This window comes from Massilia sp. W12, from assembly GCF_037300705.1.
GTDB lineage: Bacteria > Pseudomonadota > Gammaproteobacteria > Burkholderiales > Burkholderiaceae_D > JACPVY01.
Map to the genome: position 1 here is coordinate 4,919,675 of NZ_CP147776.1, position 22,779 is coordinate 4,942,453.

Consider the following 22,779-nt stretch of genomic DNA (forward strand, 5'->3'; position numbering starts at 1 on the left):
CCTACCGGGCTGGCGCCGGCTGCGGGCGTTTGAAACAGTGCGTATTCGCGGCTGAAGCCGCTCCCACAGGTATGCAGGCAATCAAATACTGGCGCAACAGCGTTGATTTTGCACACACCCGCCAGACTCCCGCACAGCCTGCGCTTTTGTTGCAGGAGCGGCATTAGTCGCAAACACCGGTGGATGCTTTGCTACGGTGCGTATTCGCGGCTGAAGCCGCTCCTACCGGGCTGGCGCCGGCTGCGGGCGTTTGAAACAGCAAACCTGTCGCCGGCCTGCGGTACAATCAAAGCAGCCGGGCCATCCTGCTCCGGCGCTGGCATGGAGTCTTGAGATGTTGCAAATTGATGAGTTATTTCCACAGCTGAATGAAGAAACGCGCGCCACGCTGGAGGCGGCGCCGCGCAATGAGGCTGTGGTTTTATACCACCTGCACGACCTGGGGCCGCTGGAAGCGGGCGACCGCTTGTATGTGGACAGCAAAGCGGCGCGCAGCGACGCCTTCAGCAATGAATTTTTGCGCAAGCTGGGCTATTTCCCGGAACAACAACCGCCCATGTTTTTGCCGCCCAAAAACGGCAAACATCTCTTATTTTTCGGCCATGTCGGCTGTGGCAAAAGCACCGAATTGCGCCGCTTGAGCGCTCAATTGCAAGCGCAGGATCGGTATTGGGTGACGCATGTTGATCTCTTGAAATTGATTGATCCGAATAATGTGCGTTATTGCGATGTCTGGCTGGCCGCCACCCAGGCCCTGCTGAAACATCTGGAAGATGAGCACATCAAAATAGAAGAAGCCGGGGCCAAGCGCTTGTACAACTGGTTCACGCAAACCGTGCTGACGCATGAAAAAGTCAGCGAACTGTCCGCCGAGTTAAAAACCGAAATCGAAGCCGGCTACAGCTTCCCGCTGCTGGGCAAGCTGGTCGCTAAATTCACCAGCGCCTTTAAGCTGGCCAATACCAAGCGCGAAACCATACGCGAAGTGGTGAATAACAGCTATGGCGAATTCATCGGTGCGCTGAACCAATTGCTGGCAGCCATCACCGATGGCTTGCAGCGCAGCGGCAAGGGACAATTGCCCTTGCTGGTGATCGACGGCCCCGACCGTTTTCGCGGCGATGATTGGCGCCGTTTTTTCCAGGATGAAGGGATACAAGTCACGCAAGCGCAGTGTGTCACGATTTACACCGCGCCGCTGGCGCTGAAACATAATGGGCGGCCATTGGCGCAATTTGATGCGGTGATTTTGCCCATGGTCAAGCTGCGCGATTTTGATGATGGCCATGCGCTGCCCGCCGCCTATGACATGATGCGCTTAATGCTGCTCAAGCGCGCGCACTACAGCATGTTTGCCGATCTGCAAAGCCTGGATGATGTGATTGATTATTCCGGCGGCAATGTGCGCGATGCGCTGAAACTCTTGCGCATTTGCTGTGAAATTGTCGAACGCCTGCCTTTTGACCGCGCCACAGTTGAAAAAGCGGCGACAAAATTGGCGGCGGAATTCCGGCATTGGTTAAAAATTGAGCACTATCAGATTTTGGCGCAGAGCGATTTGCTCTTAAACCAAGGGCATAGCGACGACATTAATTATCTGATTGAAGAAGGCGCTTTGCTGGAATATAACACCGGCTCCTGGCGCCAGGCGCACCCGGTCTTGCGTTTGCTGCATCCGTTTAAACTGGCGCAGGAAAAACTTGCGCAAGAAGCGCTGGCGCAAACAGCGGCGGCTGACAAAACGCCATGAGCGACTTAGCGGAATTTGAACCCGCCATCCGCACGGCAGCACAGAGCCTGCCGCCTGAGTGTTTTGATGATTTTCGCCGCATTGCGCGTTCGCTACGCAGCGACACAAAGCACTGGGCCTTGTATCTGCTCAAATTTTCCCACCGCCAGCAACAGCAAGCAGTCTCCCAAGCTTTACAAAGTCTGTTCGGCGCCTTCACCCAAGTTCAGGCCATGGGACATGCTGACTGGCTTGATCTTGAGCAGACATTGCGCACCGCTGCGCAAGCCGGCAAACCGATAGAAATCACTGACCTGGATCAATGGCTGGAAGATTATCCCGATCCAGCGCAAGCGGACAGGCGCATGGGCGCCTGGAATATCCAGCGCGAATCCTGCGCCGCCAGCATTCCCGTCCCCATGCTGTGCTGGTTGCGCGCGCCACGCTTGCGCGCCCTGGCCACGCGCGCGCCGGATTTGTGGTCGTGGAAGCGGGGTTTGTATGTGTTTTGCGAAGAGGATGAGGCAAAGCCGCAAAGCGCCGGCTTGCTGGATGTGATACGTCCCAATCATAAAGTAATTGATAACCGCAGCGGGCAGGATAAGCAAGCACGGCTGGCGGAAATTCAACAGTATTTGGCGCAAACCGGGGAAGAGGCGGGGGATGCATTGCGCTGGAATCTTTTGTATGAGCAAGCCGATTTGCTGATCAAACTTGGCCAGCCGGATGCTGCACTGCGATTGTTACGTGACGAATTACTGCCCTTGGCGCGGCAAGATCAACGGCAATATGCGTTCACCATGGGCCAAATTGCCGATGTGTTGCAAGCACGCGGCGAATGGGATGAAGCTTTGCGCATTCGCCGGGAAGAAGAATTGCCTGTCTATACGGCCTTGGGCGATCAGCGCGCACGCGCTGTGACCATGGACAACATCGCCGATGTCTTGCAAGCACGCGGCGAATGGGATGAAGCTTTGCGCATTCGCCGGGAAGAAGAATTGCCTGTCTATACGGCCTTGGGCGATCAACGCGCACGAGCTGTGACGATGGACAAAATCGCTGATGACTTGCAAGCACGCGGCGAGTGGGATGAAGCTTTGCACATTCGCCGGGAAGAAGTACTCCCTGCATTTGAATCCTTGAGCGATCAGCATGCGCGCGCTGTGGCAATGGGAAAAATCGCCGATGTCTTGCAAGCGCGCGGCGAATGGGATGAAGCTTTGCGCATATACCGTGAGGAATTACTGCCAGCCTTTGAAAGCTTGGGCGATCAGCGCGCACGCGCTGTGACCATGGGCAAAATCGCCAATGTCTTGCAAGCACGCGGCGAATGGGATGAAGCTTTGCGCATTCGCCGGGAAGAAGAATTGCCTATATTTGAACAGCTCGCTGACAAGCGCGAGCTGTCCGTCAGCCGCTTCAATCTCGCCCTACTCCTGCTAAAGCGTGGCCACGCCGCCGACCGCCCCGAAGCCCTGCGCCTCTTGCAACAATCTCTCGCCGCTGACCGCGAGCTGCGCATACCTGAAGCTGATTACGTAGCCCAAACCCTGCAACAACATTTCCCCGACCAAGCCTGATTCCTGCAAACTCAAAAGGAGCCTCCCCCATGCCAAAAAAAATCCTGCTCACCGGCGCTTCCAGCGGCTTAGGCGCTGCGCTTGCGGTGGAACTGGCTGCGCGCGGCCATCAAGTCTGGGCCACCATGCGCCAGCCTGAGAAAAAACTTGCGCTGTTGGACGCCGCCGCCGCGCGCGGCATGACGCTGGATTCGATGGCTGTGCATATCGACCAGCTTGATGTGGAAAACGCCGACAGCGTGCAAGCCAGCGTGGCGCGCATGTTGCACGATTGGGGCGGGGTGGATGTGCTGATCAATAATGCCGGGGCCGGTTTTTTGCGCCCGTTTGAGCAAACCACGGCGGATGATTGGCGCTGGGTGATGGAGGTGAATTTCTTTGGCGCACTGCGCTGCACCCAGGCCGTGCTGCCGGCCATGCGCGCCGCGCGGCAGGGGCATATTTTGAACATCAGCTCGGTGGGTGGGCTGGTGGGACAGCCGTTTAATGAATTGTATTGCGCCGCCAAGTTTGCGCTCGAAGGCTTCACCGAAGCGCTGGCGGTGTATATGGAAGCCGGTTTCAATTTGCATTTCACCCTGGTCGAGCCGGGCGGGATTCAGAGCGATTTCGCCAAAAACGTGCTGGCGCGCATGCCCGGCACGCCGCCGGCGGAAGATGATCCGTATGCGCCGCTGCTGGCCGGCTACATCCACCGCGCCCGCTCGCGCAAGCCGGAAGATGTGGCGCACATTTACCAAAGTTCGGCCCAGGTGGCGCAGGTGATTGCGGATTGCATGGAACAGGAACAGCCGCCCCTGCGCCTGCGCACCTCGCCCTGGGCCGAAGAATTTTGCCGCTTTAAAACCGGGGCAGACCCGGATGGGACATTGCAGAAGAAGATGGTGGCGGGGTATAGCCTGGGGGTGTGAGGGGGGCGGCGGCGAGGCTCGCATGCGCGCCCTGCCCGCTTGACACGGTATATCCCCAATACGCTGCATGAGGCCACGCATGGAATTTGTTGTGGGAGCGACTTCAGTCGCGAAAACCGGCGGCGGATATGGCGCGGCGCCTATTCGCGGCTAAAGCCGCTCCTACCGGTATTTTGTCAATTCACAGCTTGTTGCGATGGTGAATTTTTGGGTGTGCCGATTGGCTCATTTTCCTGTGTTCCGCTCAAGAGCATGCGCAAGGCAAACTTGTGAGTTTGTGGTGGGAGCGACTTCAGTCGCGAACAAGGATGGCGCACAGCACAAAGGCCATTCGCGGCTGAAGCCGCTCCTGCCGGGCGAGCTGCACCCTGGTCAAAACGCGCAGATGAAGGCGCAAACAATATGCTGACGCACAAACAACAAACCCGGCGCCTGGCCGGGTTTGTCATCAGATCAACACTGCTTATTTCTTTTCGTCGCGCAATTCGCGCCGCAGAATCTTGCCCACATTGGTCTTGGGCAGGTCTTTGCGGAATTCCACGTATTTCGGCTTTTTATAGCCGGTCAGCTGCTCTTTGCAGAAATCCATCACCTGGTCTTCGGTCAGATTCGGATCTTTTTTGACGATGAAGAGTTTGACCGCTTCGCCGGCGTTTTTGTCCGGCACGCCGACGCAAGCGCATTCCAGCACGCCCGGCATGGCCATGACCACGTCTTCGATTTCATTCGGATAGACATTGAAGCCGGAGACCAGAATCATGTCTTTCTTGCGGTCAACGATGCGGGTGGCGCCGCTTTCGTCCATGACGCCGATGTCGCCGGTTTTGAAGAAGCCGTCCGGGGTCATCACTTTGGCGGTTTCTTCCGGGCGCTGCCAGTAGCCGGCCATCACTTGCGGGCCACGGATCGCAATTTCGCCGCGCTCGCCCAAGGGCACCGGTTTGCCGTCGTCGTCCAAAATCGCGATTTCGGTATTCGGAATCGGCAGGCCGATGGTGCCGTCAAACTCGGTGGTGTCAAAGCGCACCGCAGTCGCCACCGGCGATGTCTCAGACAGGCCATAACCCTGGATGATGGGCACGCCCGTCAATTTCAACCAGCGTTCGGCGACGCTTTGCTGCACCGCCATGCCGCCGCCGTTACAGATGCGGTAGCCGGAGAAGTCAAGCTTGGCGAACTCCGGATTGTTCAACAGACCATTAAACAGGGTGTTGACCGCAGGGAACATATTCACCTTGTATTTCTTCAACTCTTTGATAAAGCCGGGCAAATCGCGCGGATTGGGAATCAAGAGGTTGCAGGCGCCAAGGCGGGCGCCCATCAGGCCGCACACGGTCAGCGCAAAAATATGGTAGAGCGGCAAGGCGCACACAATCAGCATGCCATCCGGCGGCGGCGTCCAGCCTTTCAAGGCCGGTTGGAACCAGGCTTCGTTTTGCAGGATATTCGCCAGCACATTCCGGTGCAGCAGCACCGCGCCCTTGGATACGCCTGTAGTGCCGCCGGTGTATTGCAGGAAGGCGATGTCGTCGTGGCCGATCTTGACTTCCTTCAATTGCATGCCCTTGCCTTGCAGCAAGACTTGATTGAAGCGGTAGGCGCCCGGCAGGCTGTACTCCGGCACCATTTTTTTGATCTTGCGCACCACGAAATTGACCAGCAAACCTTTCAGGCCCAGCATATCGCCCATGGTGGCGACCACTACTTTCTTGACCTGGGTTTTGGCGACGACCTGCTGCACGGTGTTGGCGAAATTTTCCACCACGAAGATGACTTCCGCGCCGCTGTCTTTCAACTGGTGTTCCAGTTCGCGCGGGGTGTAGAGAGGATTGACATTGACCACGGTGTAGCCGGCGCGCAAAACGCCGGCCATCACGACCGGGTATTGCAGAATATTCGGCATCATGATCGCTACGCGCGCGCCCTTGGATAAGCCTTGCGCTTGCAGCCAGGCGCCGATGTGCGCCGATTTCTGGTCCAGCTCTCCGTAGGTAATCGATTTACCCATGCAGATGAAGGCGCGCCGGTCGGCGTATTTGCGGAAAGCATCCTGCAGCAGGTGCGCCAGCGATTGGTATTGCGCTGGGTCGATTTCCGCCGGCACGCCGGGCGGATAATTCTTGAGCCAAAACTTATCCATCCATTCCCTCTTTTGTGTGTTGGGGCGCGTCCCGCTACGCTGCAATGAGCAGAGGCGCCCCGGCTTGGTGATGTCGTGTGATGCTAGCTGCGAGCGGGTTTGCATGCAAGCAGTTTGCGTAGAATTTCCTCTCTTGTTTTAACGAAATACCTATATTGCAGCGCAACAAGCTGACGCCAGAGCAAGGCTGGCCTTAATTCTGGCGCAGCGGTAAGAGCCAGCGCGGCTCAAGCAGCACGGCCCCGCTCTCTATCTGGTAGCTGTCCGGCAATGCCGGGGCCGGCAGATTGCGCGCGCACCAGGCGCGCAATTCCTGCTCAGTCAGCCGCGCGTGGGCGCTGGCGCGCACTTCGGCGCGCAAATGCAGTACGCCCTCATCATCCGGCTGCTTGCGCACCTGGGCGAATTCGACTGCCGGATGTTCATACAACACTTCTTCAATCTGGCGCGGAAACACCCGCATGCCGCCGCGCCACACCAGATTCGCCTTGCGCTCGATGATCTGGAAAAAACCGTCATCGTCCATGCTGGCGATATCGCCGGTGGCGAACCAGCCATGTTGCAGGCGCGCCTGATATTCCGCGCTGTCATACGGCGCATCGTAGCCGGCAAACACTTGCGGGCCGCGCAGCCAGAGTTCGCCGGCTTGCTCCGGCCCCAGCTCCTGGCCGCTGTCCAAATCCAGAATGCGCGCTTCGGTGTCCGGCAGCGGCAAACCGACGGCGCCGCCGCGTCCGCGACTGGCGATCGGCATCGCCAGCGCGGCGGCGGCGCATTCCGCCAGGCCATATGCCTGCAACAGGCGGCCACGGGTGATTTTTTCAAATTTTTCCTTCACCTCGCGCGGCAGCGGTGAGCCGCTCACGGCGCACACCCGGATCGAGGCCAGGCCGTAGTCGCGCACGCGCGGGGTTTGCACCAATTGATGAATGATTTTCGGGGTGGTCGGGAAATAGGTGGGGCGTTGTTTTTGCACGCAGCGCAAGAGCTGCTCCAGATTATCGTCCGGCAACAAAATCATGCTGGCCCCGAGATACACCGCCAAATGCAGCACGCCGGTCAAACCATACGCCGAGGCGAATGACTGCAGGGCGAGAAATCGCTCGTCGCCGGGGCGCGCTTCCGGCAGCCAGTGGCGCAGTTGCAAGGCGTTGCTGGCCAGATTGCGATGCGATAAAGGCGCCGGCAGGGCCGGCCCGGTGCTGCCCCAGGTGTACACAATCACCGCGATATCATCCAGCGCGGCGGGCGGCGGCAATTCGTTGCGACGCGCATGCAGCAAATCGGCAAAGCGGGCGAAGCGGCGTTCCGGTTGTGGCCGGTTGCGCCACAGCCACGGCAAGCGCGGATGCTGGCGGCTGAGGTATTGCAGACGGGCGCGCGGCCCCATGTATTCATGCAGGCTGGCGAACACCACGCGCTTTAAGCCGGCGGCGCGCGCATCTTGCAGCAGCGGGCTGCGCAATTCCAGATAGCGCTGGCTGGAGACAATCAATAACACGCTGCGGCTTTCCTGGATGCGTTTGAGCAATTGCTGCTGCTCCAGGCCGGCTTCGACCAGCACGGCAATGGCGCCGGCTTTCAAGATGCCGAAATAGGCAATCAGCCATTGCGGGCTGTTGGGCAAGGCCAGCATCACCCTTTCGCCGGGGCGGATGCGGCGCGCCAGCAAGCCATGCGCAAAACGGGTGGCCAGCCGATCCAATTCGCGCCAGCTCATATTGCGCCCATAAAAACTGAGCGCCGTGGTTTTGCCAAAGCGGCGCGCACAGGCTTCCAGCAGTTTGGGCAGCGGCGCATACGGCGGTTTGATACGGTAGGTGGTGCGCGCATCGTAAAACTTGAGCCAGGGCCGCGCTGCTTCGAGTGCGATGCGGGCAGCGCGCCGGCTTTGTTTTTGCGCCGCGCGCTGCTGCGCCGCTTGCATCGGGTCTTGCAAACCCAGCAGAAAATGGTTGATGGCGCGGTTGACCGCGTCGGGCCGCTCTACCATCACTTGATGCGCGGAAACCTGCACCACCACCTGCTGCGCGCCTGGAACCAGTTGCGCCACTGCGCGATAGGCTTCTTCGGCAAACAAAATATCGCGCTGGCCCAGGATCACCAGGGTCGGGCAGGCGATGGCGCGCAGGTAATCGCTGCCGTCCCAGTCGCGCAGGGCGTTGCGGTTTTGCAAATACACCACATGCGAAGGCGGATACAGGCGCGCGGCGTTGAATATGGTGGCTTGCAGCAGGCTGCGCGCACTGTCCAGCAACCAGGGCGGGGCGCGCAACAGCAAGCGCCCGGCCAGACGCAGCTTGAAGCGCACCGCCGAGGCGATAATCACCAGCGCTTGCACCCGCTGCGGATGGCGCTGGATGAAGTAAGAACTGAGGGCGCCTCCAAAAGAGTGGCAGATCAAGGTGAATTGCTGCGGCGCGCGCAAGACTTCGAGCGCGGCTTCGATGTCCGCCACCAATTCGGCCACATCGTAGCGCGCGCCTTCGGCTTCGTCTGGCGCGTCGGTATAGCCATGGCCGCGCAGATCCAGGGCCAGCACGCGGTAATCTTCCTGAAATTGCTCCAGCTGAAAATGCCAATATGCGGCGCGGCCGCCGAAGCCGTGAATGAAAACCATGGTCGGCGCACTGTATTTGTCGCCGCTGGCCGGGCCGGCTTCGACCACGCTCATTTCCAGGGGACGCGACGGCCCCAGCCGGTCGGGCAGGCTGATGGTGTAACGGTGCAGGTCAACGTCGAAGCTCATGCGCCAATTGTAGCTTGCAGCATGCCGCGATGGCTTAGCGCTGCGCATACGAAAGTGCTTGTCAGCGCCAACGCATACGGGCAGAATGCTCGGTTGCTTTCGGCCCCTGCGCCGCCACCTTTTCCGCCATTCTGCTGGAGTATATTCAGATGCCTTACCGATTCCGCAATCCAAAACGACTGATGCAATTCACATGCAGCGCTGTGGCGCTGGCTGCGCTTGGCGCCTGCGGCGGTGGCGACGGCAGCTGGGGCAGCGGCAAGGGCGAAGCCCCTGCCAGCGGCCAGCTCAGCATCACCGTCGCCAACCAATTGCAAGTGGCCGGGCAAGTGCTGCGTGCGGCGAATGGCCTGGCCCTGAACGATGGCCTGGAGCCGGGCACAGTGCGCCGCACCCATCCCAACGATTTGCTGCAAAAAGTGTTTGAAGCCATCAATACCGAAGTCCCCAAACGCGAAGGCACAAGCTATTCCTTCAGCGTGGCTTGCGGCAGTGACGCCGCCGCCGGCGCGGTGAATGTGGCGGTGACGCTGAAAACCGCCAAAGTTCTGGCCGCCGGCGACAATGCGCAAGTGACGGTGCAAACCTGTCAGCTGAACCAGGTATGGTTTGGCGGCGCAGCCAAAATTGAATACACCGCGAATGTGAACGGCGAATTCAATGCGGTGTTCAGCAATTTCGCCCTGCAGGAAGGGACGGAAAAATTCATTCTGAATGGCGACAGCCTGATCGCCAAAGCGGGCGACGCCTATTTGAACACCGGCAAACGCCTGGTGCTGGCGCGTTACAGCAATAATGTGCTGATCGACGAAAAAGAATTGACCGAATACACCTTGCGCAGCGGCAATAAGAGCTTTGGCCTGGGCGGCAAATTCCTGTATAAGGGCGCCAAACCCGGCAACTTCCAGGCTGAGATCAATAACGCCAGCATTTTCATTGCCTCGGACAAATATCCGGTGCTTGGCCGCTTGACGGTTCTGGGCAGCAGTTACAGCATGCTGGCGCTGGCGCCGCTGGGCACGAATGCGATGCGAATCGATTTCACCGATCAAAAAGACGGCAAAATCACCAACAGCCAGAACAGCACTTACGAAGACGTGCAAAAAGCGCTGAATTGATGCTGCCGGGGCGGCGCCCTGCCGCCCGGCTTTATTTCATCATTCGTCAGATATTGCGCTGCAAGTCAGGATAAAATTCACGCTTCAGATTGCAAGTTTCAACCCCTCCCACTACTGGAGATTATCGATGCGAATGATGAATATGAATGCCAAGCATTTGGGCGGTATGTTGCTGCTGGGTCTGCTGAGCGCCTGTGGCGGCGGCGGCAGTGGTGCGGGAAGCCCTGCTCCGGTCACGCCTCCAGTCCAGTCAACGCCGATCAGCAGCAGCAATTTCATGCAAGTCGCGGCGCAAGCATATAACAGCGGCGATGCGCTGAGCGGCCAAGGCGGCAGCGGCAGTAACAGCGGCGGCGGCGCCAGCATGAATTTGAACAGTAAAGTCGGCGATATCTACAACGCCGTGAAGAATGGCGCAGCGTCGCTGCCGGATCTGAATAACCGCATGACCGATAATTGCCGCGATGGCGGCACGATTGATTTGAACATCCGCCTCAACGCCAGCCGCAGTCTGGCTGCCGGCGCGCAGATTGATTTGACCGCCAGCAATTGCATCGACAGCGGGGTCAAATTTGACGGCGGCGCCAGCATGAGCATCGCCGCCGGCAGCAACAGCTTTGAATATGGTTTGAATTTCCAGAATTTCAGCCTCAGCAGCGCGACAGAGCGCTTTGTCTTGAATGGCGATGGCAAATTCAGCAGCGTGGGCGGAAAAGTGGTGCAAAGCGGCAGCGCCATGTATATCGCTTACTACAAAAACGGCGCGCTGGTGACTGAACGCAGCCTGAGCAATTACAGCATGAGCAATGGCAACAGCGGCTATCAGATCAGCGGCGTAATGCAATTCAAAAACCAGGCCCTGGGTACGATTCCGGTGACGGTCAGCACCGAAGCGCCGTTCACGCCCGGCCCGCAAGGGTTCCCGATCAGCGGCAAGATGGTGATCAGCGGCAGCGGCAACACGAAAATCACGCTGACGCCGACCGGCAATCAATCGGTCAAAGTGGATTTCAGCGATAAGCCGGACGGCTCGATCACACTGACGCAAACCGTCACCTTTGACCAGCTCAAAGCGATGCAATAAACGCACGCGACGGTTTTTTTTCATCAAGCCGGCAAACATTGCCGGCTTTTTTACGTCCATCGCTTCCAGCATTTCTTGTGACTGTTCAGTCTTCACAAAGATGGACGAAGCAGATTCCGTTCGCCCTGAACCTGTCGAAGGGCATGGTTGATCATGGTTCGACAAGCTCACCACGAACGGCAAAACCGTGGTTCGACAAGCACACCACGAACGGCAAAACCATGGTTCGACAAGCACACCACGAACGGCAAAACCGTGGTTCAACCAGCTCCACGCAATGAAGCTGCGCCCCGCTTGGCATACAAGACCGAATTGTTAGCGCAGCGGCTGAATAGATACCATTTCTTTATTTTGCAGCGCAGCAGACCACTTCCCGATTTGCCCCATTCACCGCACGCCGCCCTGCCCTGCGCCGCCTTGCTGCGGCCTGAGCCGGAACCCTGCAGACCAGTTGGCCGAACCGCAATGCTGAGACGCTGCGGCGTGCAGCGCGCCGGATTGCCGCACCGGCGCCCAGGCTATGCGCGCGGCCCGCACAAATTTTCACTGCAAAAACCCTTGTATAGACAAGGGAAAATTCGATAAACAGCAGATTTCTCCGTGGCTTGTTTCCCTCTGCGGCAGTGTGGTTTTACTCTGGCACCATTTTTTCCTCTGTGCATTTTCCCATGTTTTTATTTTACTCCGACCCTAATTTAGAGGATTGTGAATTTTTCCGCACTGCACTAATCTTTTCCCACTACCAACACGCAGCGGAGAGCCACGATGAATGCCCAAGGTTTGTACCACCCTTCCAACGAACATGACGCCTGCGGCGTCGGCTTCATTGCCCATATCAAGGGTAATAAAAGCCATGCGGTGATCGAACAAGGCTTGCAGATTCTGAAAAATCTGGATCATCGGGGAGCAGTGGGCGCAGATAAATTGATGGGCGACGGGGCCGGCATTTTGATTCAAGTGCCGGATCAGTTTTACCGCGATGAAATGGCAAAACAAGGCGTGGAATTGCCGCCGCCGGGCGAATATGGCGTCGGCATGGTGTTTTTGCCAAAGGAAAACGCTTCGCGCATCGCCTGCGAACAGGAAATCGAGCGCGCGGTGCGCATCGAAGGCCAGGTGGTGCTGGGCTGGCGCAATGTGCCGGTGGATACAGAAATGCCGATGTCGCCCGAAGTGCGCCAGCGCGAGCCGGTGATCCGCCAGATTTTCATTGGCCGTGGCCCGGACATCATGGTGACTGACGCGCTGGAGCGCAAACTGTATGTGATCCGCAAATCTTCCGGCCACGCGATTCAGGCGCTGAAGCTGGCGCACGGCAAAGAATTCTTCGTGCCCTCGATGTCCGCGCGCACCGTGGTGTACAAAGGCTTGCTGCTGGCTGATCAGGTGGGCCTGTATTACAAAGATCTGCAAGACCCGCGCTGTATTTCCGCGCTGGCGCTGGTGCATCAACGTTTTTCCACCAACACCTTCCCGGAATGGCCGCTGGCCCACCCCTACCGCCTGATTGCGCACAATGGCGAAATCAATACCGTCAAAGGCAATTTCAACTGGATGCGCGCGCGTGAAGGCTTGATCAAATCGGCGGTGTTTGGCGACGATTTGCAAAAGCTGTTCCCGCTGATTTATGAAGGCCAGTCCGACACCGCCTGCTTTGACAATGTGCTGGAGCTGCTGGTGATGAGCGGCTATCCGCTGGCGCAGGCAATGATGATGATGATCCCGGAAGCCTGGGAAAACCACAGCCTGATGGACGACAACCGGCGCGCCTTCTATGAATACCATGCGGCGATGATGGAGCCGTGGGACGGCCCGGCGGCGATGGCCTTCACCGATGGCCGCCACATCGGCGGCACGCTGGACCGCAATGGCTTGCGCCCGGCGCGCTATATCGTCACTGATGACGATATGGTGGTGATGGCCTCGGAAGCCGGCGTATTGCCGATTCCTGAATCCAAAATCATCAAGAAATGGCGTTTGCAACCGGGCAAAATGTTCCTCATCGACCTGGAGGCTGGCCGCATCATTGATGACAAAGAATTGAAAGACATGTACGCCAACGCCAAGCCCTATAAAGCTTGGATCAATTCGGTGCGCATCAGCCTGCAGGATTTGAAATTGCAGGATTCCAAAGTCAGCCTGCGTCCGGGACATACGAAAAACGGCGGTGAAATGCCGCAGGAAAACCTGCTGGATTTGCAGCAGGCCTTTGGCTACACCCAGGAAGACATCAAATTTGTACTGTCGCCGATGGCGCAAAACGCTGAGGAGGCAACCGGCTCGATGGGCAATGATTCGCCGCTGGCGGTGATGTCGAACAAGCTCAAGCCGCTGTATTCCTATTTCCGCCAGTTGTTTGCGCAAGTCACCAATCCGCCGATTGATCCGATCCGCGAAGCGCTGGTGATGTCGCTGGTTTCCTTCATCGGGCCAAAGCCGAATTTGCTGGACACGAATAACATCAACCCGCCGATGCGGCTGGAAGTGAAACAGCCGGTGCTGGATGAAACCGATATGCTGCGCCTGTATAACATCGGCGCGCACACTGGCGGCAAGTTCAAATCTTATCTCTTGAATATCTGCTACCCGCTGGCCTGGGGCCGCGCCGGAATTGAAGCCTGCATCGCCTCGCTGTGCGCGGAAGCGGTGGATGCCGTGAAATCGGGACATAACATCCTCATCGTGTCAGACCGTGCGATCAATGCGCAGCAAGTGGCGATTCCGGCCCTGCTGGCGACTTCTGCGATTCATCAGCATTTGGTGGCGCGCGGTTTGCGCGCAGCCACCGGGCTGGTGGTGGAAACCGGTTCGGCGCGCGAGTGCCATCACTTCGCCCTGTTGGCCGGCTATGGCGCGGAAGCTGTGCACCCGTATTTGACTCTGCAAACCCTGCGCGATATTGCGCCCGGTCTGGCTGGCGGCTTGAGCCCGGATAAGGCAGTGGCGAATTACACCAAGGCGATTGGCAAGGGCTTGATGAAGGTGATGTCGAAAATGGGCATCTCCACCTATATGTCATATTGCGGCGCGCAGATTTTTGAAGCAGTTGGCCTGAATACGGATTTCGTCGCCAAGTATTTCAAGGGCACGGCCTCGAACGTCGGCGGGATCGGCATCTTTGAAGTGGCGGAAGAGGCATTGCGCCTGCACCAGGCCGCGTTCGGCAGCGATCCGCTGTTGCAAGATCAGCTCGACGCCGGCGGCGAATACGCCTTCCGCACCCGTGGCGAACATCATTTATGGACGCCGGACGCGATTGCCAAGCTGCAGCATTCGACCCGCAGCAACAGCTACGCCACGTATAAGGAATTTGCGCAATTGATCAATGACCAGAGCCGCCGCCATCTGACGCTGCGCGGTCTGTTTGAATTCAAAATCGACCCCAGCCGCGCGATTGCGCTGGATCAGGTTGAACCGGCCAGAGAAATCGTTAAGCGCTTCGCCACCGGCGCTATGTCGCTCGGTTCGATTTCGACCGAAGCCCACGCTACGCTGGCGGTGGCGATGAACCGCATCGGCGGCAAGTCGAATACCGGCGAAGGCGGCGAAGATCCGGCCCGCTATATGCCGGAATTCAAGGGCATCGCGATTAAAAAAGGCGACACCCTGGCCTCGGTGCTGGGCCAGGAACAGGTGGCGTCTGACTATGCGCTGGAAGATGGCGATTCGCTGCGTTCGCGCATCAAGCAAGTGGCCTCGGCCCGTTTCGGCGTGACTGCCGCCTATCTGTGCTCTGCCGATCAGATTCAGATCAAGATGGCGCAAGGGGCCAAGCCGGGTGAAGGCGGCCAATTGCCGGGCCACAAAGTATCTGAATACATCGCCCGCCTGCGCTTTTCCGTGCCGGGGGTGGGTTTGATTTCACCGCCGCCGCACCACGATATTTATTCGATTGAAGATCTGGCGCAGCTGATTCACGATTTGAAAAACGTCAATCCGACCGCCTCGATTTCGGTCAAGCTGGTGTCGGAAGTGGGGGTCGGCACAGTGGCCGCCGGCGTGACCAAGGCCAAAGCCGATCATGTCGTAATCGCGGGACATGACGGCGGCACCGGCGCCTCGCCGCTGTCTTCCATCAAACATGCCGGCTCGCCATGGGAACTGGGCTTGGCGGAAACCCAGCAAACCCTGGTCTTGAACGGCTTGCGCAGCCGCATCCGGGTGCAGGCCGACGGCCAGATGCGCACCGGGCGCGATGTGGTGATCGCCGCCATGCTGGGCGCGGATGAATTTGGCTTCGCCACTGCGCCACTGGTGGTGCAAGGTTGCATCATGATGCGTAAATGCCATTTGAACACCTGCCCGGTGGGGGTGGCGACGCAAGACCCGGTGTTGCGCGCCAAGTTTGCCGGCAAGCCTGAGCATGTGGTGAATTATTTCTTCTTCGTGGCGGAAGAAGCGCGCCAATTGATGGCCCAGCTTGGCATGCGCACGTTTGACGAATTGATCGGGCGCGCTGATTTGCTCGATAAATCCAAAGCCATCACGCATTGGAAGGCGCAGGGCCTGGATTTCGCCAAGGTATTCCATCTGGTCGATGCCAAGGGACAATCGGTGTATCACACCGAGGAGCAGGATCATGGTTTGCTCAAGGCGCTGGATAACAAGCTGATCACGCAAAGCAGGCCGGCGCTGGAAAAAGGCGAAAAAGTGTCTTTTATTTCGCCGGTGCGCAATCTGAACCGCACCGTCGGCGCCATGTTGTCTGGCGAGGTGGTGCGCCGCTATGGCCATGCCGGGCTGCCGGATGACACCATTCATATTCAATTGCAAGGTACGGCGGGACAGTCCGCCGGCGCCTTCCTGGCGCAAGGCATCACGCTCGATCTGGTGGGCGAAGGAAATGACTATGTTGGCAAAGGTTTGTCCGGCGGACGTTTGATTGTGCGCCCGAATACCGAATTCCGTGGCTGGGCGGTGGATAACATCATCGTCGGCAACACCGTCTTGTACGGCGCGATTTGCGGCGAAGCCTTCATCAATGGCGTGGCCGGCGAACGTTTCGCGGTGCGCAATTCCGGCGCCACCGCCGTGATTGAGGGACTGGGCGACCACGGTTGTGAATATATGACCGGCGGCACAGTGGTGGTGTTAGGCGCAACCGGGCGCAACTTCGCCGCCGGCATGTCGGGCGGGGTGGCGTATGTGTATGACGTGGACGGACAATTTACAGCGCGTTGCAACAGCGCCATGGTGGAGTTGGAGCCGGTCTTATCGACGCTGGAGCAAAGCGCGAAAACCGATGCCGCGACCTGGCACAGCGTGGAGCGCGGCGGTCAGGGCGAAACTGACGAGGCGATTTTAAAACGCCTGCTGGAGCGTCACTTTAAATACACCGGCAGCACGCGCGCGCGCCTGTTGCTGGATGACTGGGCCAATGCGCGGCATAAATTCATCAAGGTTTTCCCGAGTGAATACAAGCGCGCGCTGCAGGAACTCAACCGCGTCAAAGCCGCTGAAAAAATCGCAGCTTAAAAACCCGTCCGACCGAATACAGAACAGGAAACAAGATCATGGGCAAAGTCACCGGCTTTCTCGAATACCAACGCATCAGCGAAGCCGCACAGGAAGCGGCGGAACGTAAAAAACATTATCGCGAATTTGTCTTGACCTTAGACGATGCGCAAGCCAAACAACAGGGCGCGCGCTGCATGGATTGCGGCATTCCGTTTTGCAATAACGGTTGCCCGGTGAATAACATCATCCCGGATTGGAATGATCTGGTGTATCGCGGCAATTGGCGCCAGGCGCTGGCGGTGCTGCATTCGACCAATAACTTCCCCGAGTTCACCGGACGTATCTGTCCCGCGCCTTGCGAAACGGCCTGCACCCTGGGCATCAATGACGATCCGGTCGGCATCAAATCGATTGAGCATTACATCGTGGATAAGGGCTGGGAAAACGGCTGGATCACGCCGCAGCCGGCCAAACACAGCACGGGTAAGAAAGTGGCGATTGTCGGCTCCGGCCCGGCAGGTCTGGCGGCGGCGCAGCAATTGGCGCGCGCCGGGCATGCGGTGACGGTATTTGAAAAAGCCGACCGCGCCGGCGGCCTGCTGCGCTACGGCATCCCGGATTTCAAGCTGGAAAAATCGCATATCGAGCGCCGCCTGGAGCAGATGCGGGCCGAAGGCGTGACCTTCCGCACCAATGTGTTAATCGGCAAAGACTTCCCGACCAGCGTCAATAACTGGGCCAAGGAAACCATTTTCCCGGAAGATCTGGCGGCGGAATATGATGCGGTGGTGATTGCCGGCGGCGCGGAACAACCGCGTGATTTGCCGGTGCCGGGACGCAATCTCAAGGGTGTGCACTTCGCCATGGACTTTTTGCCGCAGCAAAACAAAGTCAATGCCGGCGACAAGCTCAAAGATCAAATCAAAGCAGGCGGCAAGCATGTGGTGGTGATTGGCGGCGGCGACACCGGCTCGGATTGCGTCGGCACCTCGAACCGGCACGGCGCCTTGTCGGTCACCCAATTTGAATTGATGCCAATGCCGCCGGAACAGGAAAACAAGCCGCTGGTGTGGCCGTACTGGCCGACCCGGCTGCGCACCTCGTCTTCGCATGAGGAAGGCTGCCAGCGTGATTGGGCTGTCGCCACCAAGCGCTTTGAGGGCAAGGGCGGCAAGCTGGATAAGCTGATCGCCTGCCGTGTCGAATGGCAGGATGGCAAGATGGTGGAAGTGGCGGGCAGTGAGTTTGAGGTCAAGGCTGATCTGGTCTTGCTGGCGATGGGCTTTGTCTCGCCGGTGCAGCAAGTGCTGGATGCGTTTGGCGTGGCCAAAGACAGCCGGGGCAATGCGCAAGCCGCCACCGATGGCGCGCAAGCGTATCAAACCTCGGCCCCGAAAATCTTCGCCGCCGGCGATATGCGGCGCGGTCAATCGCTGGTGGTGTGGGCGATTCGCGAAGGACGGCAATGCGCGCATGCGGTGGATGCCTTCCTGATGGGCGAGTCGCAGTTGCCCTTATAAGCTTGGGTGTTGATGAAATTTTGGCAAAACATCCTGAACGTAGAAAAAAAGCTTGCAACAAGTTTCATTTTGTAACAGAATGATTTCCTCAACCAGGAGAAGGGCAATGTGTCATCACATACCGCCCTGCTCCTGATAGAAGGCGGTAAGGTGTGGCGCAAGCCACCCCGTCCTGCCCACATCACTGCGCAGCCATGCGACTTCCCATGCTTTTCAGGCGTCTTCAAGGCCGCAGTGAATCCTCCTTTTGCCAACTCAGGCAGCATTCCGCTGCCATATCAAGGAAATTCAATGAAATACTTAGTTGCATGCTGCATTGCCGCGCTCTTACCCCAAGTGTCCCAAGCAGTCGAATTGTATGACAATGGCCCGGTTGTGAACGCGAATGGCAAATCCGCCATCTCCGGCGCACGCACCGCCTATGGTTATGCCGTCAACAGCTCCGCTGTTGTCGCGGATGACTTCAAAGTCAGCGACAATCAAGTGTGGAATATTGGCCAGTTCGATTTCTTCGCTTACCAAACCAACGCCACCAACTTCGGTTTCCAATCGGTAACCTGGAGCCTGGTCAAAGATCTGCCGGACGGCACGGAAGTGATGGCTTCCGGCACCACCAGCGTGAGCAATGGCGGCCTGGTCGGCCACCGCGTGCTGAACGACAGCTCGACCAGCACCGCTCGCAAGATCTACCGTCTGCAAGCTGACGTGCAAGACTTCAATCTGTCTGCCGGCCACTACTGGCTGCGCTGGTCGATTACCGGCAACAGCAGCTTCAGCGGTCCTTGGGTGCCGCAAACTGCGGATGGCCGTGACGGCAATGGGCAGCAAAACACCGGCAACGGTTGGGCTGATATCGACACGCTGACCGCTGACCTGCCGTTCGCTGTGCATGGCACAGTGGCCGTGGTGCCGGAAGCTGAAACCTGGGCCATGATGCTGGCTGGTCTGGGCGGTTTGGGCATGCTGGCGCGCCGTCGCCGTCAAGCCTGATCGAGCTCTACTCAGATAGAAAAACGCCGGCTGCGCGCCGGCGTTTTTTTATGTTGCGTCAAAATGGTTTGAGTGCGATTTTTTCATGCAGCCCGGGAATCAGGCTGACTGCCGCAGAGGCGAAGAAACGGTGAAAATCAGCTGTCATCTCGCCTTGAATAATGACCGGATCGGTGGCTACCAGCTTACGCGCCTCTTCCACATCCTCCACCGCCAGCACAAATATTCCGCGCCGCCCTTCCACCCCGTCAAGCGGCCCGGCCAGAGCCAGTTTGCCTTCAGCCGCCAGCCGCTTCATATTCGCAAAATGTCCTTTGAACATTTCATCGCGCTGCGCGCCGGCGGGCAAGGGTTTGTGCGTTTTTAAAATCACCAGCACAAATTTGCGCATCCCGTTTTCATTCGCGCCGGCTTTTTTGGCCAGGGCGGCGTCGTAATTCGCTGGCGCAGCAGCGGCAGGCGTGGCGGGAGCGCTTTGTGCGCTGGCGCCTAAGCTGGTCAGCGCCAGCGTAAGGCAGGAAAGGATGGCGGGTAATTTGGGCATGACAGGCTCCGGGCTGGATCAAAAGCTTATTTTGCACCAGTCCCGCCGCAAACCACAGCCGCCAGCACGCCGGCGTGGCGGAAGTGTTGCGTATTGCGCCTCGGAACACTGGCCGGGATGCCTATTGGCAAAGCCCGCCACAGTATGCTAAAGTGCGCCCCGTCCTCAGGGAGTAGCCGCATCTCCTGCATGATGGTCGTGTTCAACATACTTGGCGCAAGCCGTGGGCGCGACGCCCGCCCCAACTGGTGCGGATAGGCAAGACTGATGACTGTACGGCGCCGCTGCTGGCGGGGGCTGTATAGTCATCGTATCTTCGCCAGCAAAGGAACATCATGGAAGCACTTATTCTTTCCACCCTCGCTGTCACCCTGGCCGAAATCGGCGATAAAACCCAGTTGCTGGCTTTCATGCTGGCCACCCGTTTTCGCCGCCCGGTTCCGATTATGCTGGGCATTCTGGCCGCCACGCTGGCCAACCACGGCCTGGCCGGCCTGCTTGGCAGCCTGTTGGCGCAATGGATTTCCCCGCTCGCGCTGCGGATTGGGGTGGCGGTTTCGTTTCTGGGCATGGCGGCCTGGATTCTGATTCCCGATGAGTTGGATGAAGACACGCCCACCCGCGCCGGATTGGGCGTATTCGGCGCCACCTTTGTCAGCTTCTTTCTGGCGGAAATGGGCGATAAAACCCAGTTCGCCACCATCACCCTGGCGGCGCATTATGAAAGCACCTTGATGGTGATCGCCGGCACCACGCTGGGCATGTTGATCGCCGATGTGCCGGCGATTTTCATCGGTCAGAAAATGGGGCAAAAATTGCCGCTGGCGCTGGTGCAGCGTTGCGCTGCGCTCTTGTTTGCGCTGCTCGGTCTGGCTGCAGCCTGGGATGCGGCGCGCCTGGCGGGGTGGTTGTAAGTCCACCCGCCAAACCAGCGCTGCCAGCGGCCTGATATGCAATGGCCATGAGCGCAGAAATAAGGCCCCGGAGTCCCCGATAACAACATCCGGGGACGGGGACGACGATGCCGAGGCCGTTGGCAATTTCTGCTGGCGGCTTTAGATCTGCGCGCCAGCTGCCACGATCGTTACGCTAATTCTTTTTCCAATAATTGATGCAATTCGGCAAACGACGGTTCGCCCACATAGCGCTTGACGATACGGCCCTGTTTATCAATCACGAAGGTGGTCGGGGTCATACTGACATTGCCAAAGGCTTTGGCCAACTCGCCTTTGTAGTCGAGCGCGACATGAAATGGCAATTTGCGCGTTTCGGCGTAGTTGATGACGTAATTCGGCGGATCGTATTGCATCGCCACGGCAACGAACTCAAGGCCGCGCGGATTGTATTTTTGCCAGGTTTCAACCATCTGCGGCATTTCCCGCACGCAGGAAGCGCAGGATGTGGCCCAAAAATTGACCATCACCACCTTGCCGCGCAGGCTGGCGCTGTCAAATTTTTTGCCCTGTAAATTGGTGTATTCGACATGCGGCGCGGCTTGTCGCGCGGTCAGGCTTTGATAGCCCCACAGGCCTGCGCCTGCCACCAGTAATACAGTCAACAAGGGTAATACCAATTTTTTTGTCTGCATTGCATCCATCCCGAAAAAACCTGTGCTGCGCATGATACGCAAAATCGCGCCGGATTGCAGGGCCCCATTAATTCATCTTGACTGGCGGCAAGTCCCTGCTAACTTGAAACAAGCCCGTCCCATTTGACGTTTTTCACCCTGGAAAGGAATCAGCATGAAAAGTCTGCGCACGAATTGCATGGTCCTGCTGCTCGCTTGCCTGTCGCCACTGCCTGCCCTGGCGGTCGGGGCCATTGCGGTTGATGATGATCAATCGCTCTCGGAACCGGCTTATGGCTTCTCCGTGCGCCAACCAAATCGGCAAACCGCAGAACGGGTGGCGCTGAATTATTGCCGCCAGAACGGCGACAATTGCCGCGCTGTGGTGTGGTTTGAAACCTGTGGCGCGTATGCCGCATCGGCCCGCCATTATGGCTATGGCTGGGGCGCCACCAAGTCCAAGGCCACCAGTGATGCGTTGAAGATGTGCGGCTCGAACAGCTGCAAGGTGGTGGTGGCGGAATGTGAGCGTTAAAGCCGGCCCATAACAGGCGGCGCAATCACACTGCTGCACGACGATTGCGCCGCGCTTTATGACCTCTGTTCACTCTTTTGCGACAAGCAGATTCAATCACTCCCTCCGCTGCACCCGCCCCCACTGCAACTGCCGCCACTGTCGCTGCTGCAATCTGCGCCACCGCTGTAATCACTGCATGCTGCGGCGGAATCGATGGCGCCCAGGCTTTCCAAGGCGCCGGGGTGATAGGCATGCGCCAGGGAATAATGCTGGGTATGGCCATCGGCCCCGCTGCGCAACAAACTGCCGGCGGCCACACTCCATAAAATCGGCGCCGCCAATCCCAGTCTGTCATCCAGCGCAAACAGGGATGGCATGCGTTCCGGCTGCTGCGGGTTGATATTTTCAGCGGCGCATGCGCTGCGCCAGCTGGGCAGGATGGCGCCATCTGCGCCGCTGCCGGCTGGGGCATGATGTAAGAAACGTCCGAAAGCACGCTGACAAAAGTCTTCGTATTGCCGGGTGCATAAAATAAATTCATGCCACAGCAAATCCACGGCTTGCGATGGCATCTCCAATTGCTGTCCGGGCGCGTTGCTGCAAGCCAGAAAAAATTGACGCAATGCGGCGCACAGCGCCAGGTAGCTGGCCTGATCCAAGTGTGGAATATGCTGGCGCATTTTGCCAAACAATGCGGCGGGGAATTGGTAATGGCGGATGAAGTGCTGGCGCTGACGCTGCTGACGCTGGCGGCGCAAACGCCACAGGCGCATACCGAGCGCAATCGCCAGCACGCAGACAGGAAGCAACAAATAAATATAGGGAATCATGACAAAGCCCGCAATGGTATGCGGTCATGATAACAGTTCAGCA

15 protein-coding genes are annotated in these 22,779 nt (G+C 58.3%); 10 read left to right on the forward strand and 5 right to left on the reverse strand.

Annotation, left to right across the window (positions count from 1 at the left end):
- The first annotated feature begins 334 nt into the window (after positions 1-334).
- Genes V8J88_RS19990 through V8J88_RS20000 form a run of 3 tightly spaced genes read left to right on the forward strand, consistent with a single transcriptional unit; the run spans position 335 to position 4,220 of the window.
- Positions 335-1,750, forward strand: a complete 1,416-nt coding sequence (locus tag V8J88_RS19990) for a hypothetical protein (protein WP_338846020.1) — start codon at positions 335-337, stop codon at positions 1,748-1,750.
- On the forward strand, positions 1,747-3,309 hold the full coding sequence (locus tag V8J88_RS19995; RefSeq protein ID WP_338846021.1) for a tetratricopeptide repeat protein: 1,563 nt from the start codon (positions 1,747-1,749) through the stop codon (positions 3,307-3,309). The genes V8J88_RS19990 and V8J88_RS19995 overlap by 4 nt, the downstream gene beginning before the upstream one ends.
- Positions 3,310-3,338: 29 nt before the next feature.
- Entirely contained in the window at positions 3,339-4,220 is an 882-nt protein-coding gene (locus V8J88_RS20000; protein ID WP_338846022.1) for an SDR family oxidoreductase, read from the forward strand.
- A 463-nt stretch (positions 4,221-4,683) separates the two neighbouring features.
- On the opposite strand, the gene V8J88_RS20005 is transcribed toward V8J88_RS20000, so the two are convergent.
- Together V8J88_RS20005 and V8J88_RS20010 are read right to left on the reverse strand one after the other, a co-directional pair.
- On the reverse strand, positions 4,684-6,360 hold the full coding sequence (locus V8J88_RS20005; protein ID WP_338846023.1) for a long-chain fatty acid--CoA ligase: 1,677 nt from the start codon (positions 6,358-6,360) through the stop codon (positions 4,684-4,686).
- Positions 6,361-6,553: 193 nt separating this feature from the next.
- Positions 6,554-9,109 (reverse strand): alpha/beta fold hydrolase, encoded by a 2,556-nt coding sequence (locus V8J88_RS20010; RefSeq protein ID WP_338846024.1) that lies wholly within the window; start codon positions 9,107-9,109, stop codon positions 6,554-6,556.
- Positions 9,110-9,258: 149 nt separating this feature from the next.
- On the opposite strand from V8J88_RS20010, the gene V8J88_RS20015 reads away from it, so the two are divergent.
- The 5 genes from V8J88_RS20015 (at position 9,259) to V8J88_RS20035 (ending at position 19,278) form a co-directional block, all read left to right on the forward strand.
- Positions 9,259-10,227, forward strand: a complete 969-nt coding sequence (locus V8J88_RS20015; protein ID WP_338846025.1) for a hypothetical protein — start codon at positions 9,259-9,261, stop codon at positions 10,225-10,227.
- Positions 10,228-10,354: 127 nt separating this feature from the next.
- Entirely contained in the window at positions 10,355-11,311 is a 957-nt protein-coding gene (locus V8J88_RS20020; protein ID WP_338846026.1) for a hypothetical protein, read from the forward strand.
- Between the two features lie 765 nt (positions 11,312-12,076).
- Positions 12,077-16,786: a glutamate synthase-related protein gene (locus V8J88_RS20025; RefSeq protein WP_338846027.1), complete on the forward strand. Its 4,710-nt coding sequence runs from the start codon at positions 12,077-12,079 to the stop codon at positions 16,784-16,786.
- 38 nt (positions 16,787-16,824) lie between these two features.
- The gene (locus V8J88_RS20030) at positions 16,825-18,288 is read left to right on the forward strand and encodes a glutamate synthase subunit beta (protein WP_338846028.1); all 1,464 of its coding nucleotides are present in this window, start codon (positions 16,825-16,827) and stop codon (positions 18,286-18,288) included.
- Between the two features lie 291 nt (positions 18,289-18,579).
- Positions 18,580-19,278: a PEP-CTERM sorting domain-containing protein gene (locus tag V8J88_RS20035; RefSeq protein WP_338846029.1), complete on the forward strand. Its 699-nt coding sequence runs from the start codon at positions 18,580-18,582 to the stop codon at positions 19,276-19,278.
- A gap of 58 nt (positions 19,279-19,336) precedes the next feature.
- Here V8J88_RS20035 and V8J88_RS20040 read toward each other — a convergent pair whose 3' ends face one another.
- A complete protein-coding gene (locus tag V8J88_RS20040; RefSeq protein ID WP_338846030.1) occupies positions 19,337-19,822 on the reverse strand; it encodes a YciI family protein in 486 nt (161 codons plus the stop codon).
- Positions 19,823-20,154: 332 nt separating this feature from the next.
- Here V8J88_RS20040 and V8J88_RS20045 point away from each other — a divergent pair, with 332 nt between their 5' ends.
- Complete coding sequence (locus tag V8J88_RS20045; RefSeq protein WP_338849940.1) at positions 20,155-20,736, forward strand: TMEM165/GDT1 family protein; 582 nt, start codon at positions 20,155-20,157, stop codon at positions 20,734-20,736.
- 170 nt (positions 20,737-20,906) lie between these two features.
- Here V8J88_RS20045 and V8J88_RS20050 read toward each other — a convergent pair whose 3' ends face one another.
- Positions 20,907-21,410 (reverse strand): TlpA disulfide reductase family protein, encoded by a 504-nt coding sequence (locus V8J88_RS20050; RefSeq protein ID WP_338846031.1) that lies wholly within the window; start codon positions 21,408-21,410, stop codon positions 20,907-20,909.
- Between the two features lie 154 nt (positions 21,411-21,564).
- Between V8J88_RS20050 and V8J88_RS20055 the strand changes: the two genes are divergently transcribed.
- Entirely contained in the window at positions 21,565-21,924 is a 360-nt protein-coding gene (locus tag V8J88_RS20055) for a DUF4189 domain-containing protein (RefSeq protein ID WP_338846032.1), read from the forward strand.
- A gap of 92 nt (positions 21,925-22,016) precedes the next feature.
- Here V8J88_RS20055 and V8J88_RS20060 read toward each other — a convergent pair whose 3' ends face one another.
- Positions 22,017-22,736: a hypothetical protein gene (locus V8J88_RS20060; protein WP_338846033.1), complete on the reverse strand. Its 720-nt coding sequence runs from the start codon at positions 22,734-22,736 to the stop codon at positions 22,017-22,019.
- Positions 22,737-22,779: the final 43 nt, after the last annotated feature.